Here is a 204-nt window from a genome sequence, read left to right as displayed (position 1 = left end):
AGCCGTCGTTTTATTAAGACCAAAAGAGAAGTTATGGCTTGGGCCATGTAAGCCACTTGTATTAAGGTGTAACTCGATTTTTTTGTCTTGCTTTGCTAACTGTTTAACGATACTTAAGGTGTTATCTGTTGAGCCGTCATCAACAACAATAAAACGGGATATGAGCTTTTGATAACCAATACATTGTTGAATGGATTGTATTTG

The 204-nt window shown here is 36.3% G+C and carries 1 protein-coding gene; it reads right to left on the bottom strand.

All coding sequences use genetic code 11. From position 1 onward, the window contains the following. Nucleotides 1-204, bottom strand: a 204-nt coding sequence (locus GQR39_RS20145) for a glycosyltransferase (RefSeq protein WP_165736436.1), incomplete at both ends; no start/stop codon positions are given.

Source organism: Pseudoalteromonas sp. C8, from assembly GCF_011378685.1.
Classification (GTDB): Bacteria; Pseudomonadota; Gammaproteobacteria; order Enterobacterales; family Alteromonadaceae; genus Pseudoalteromonas; species Pseudoalteromonas arctica.
Note: the sequence above shows the minus strand (reverse complement) of the source record. Positions and strands in the feature narration are given on the sequence as shown.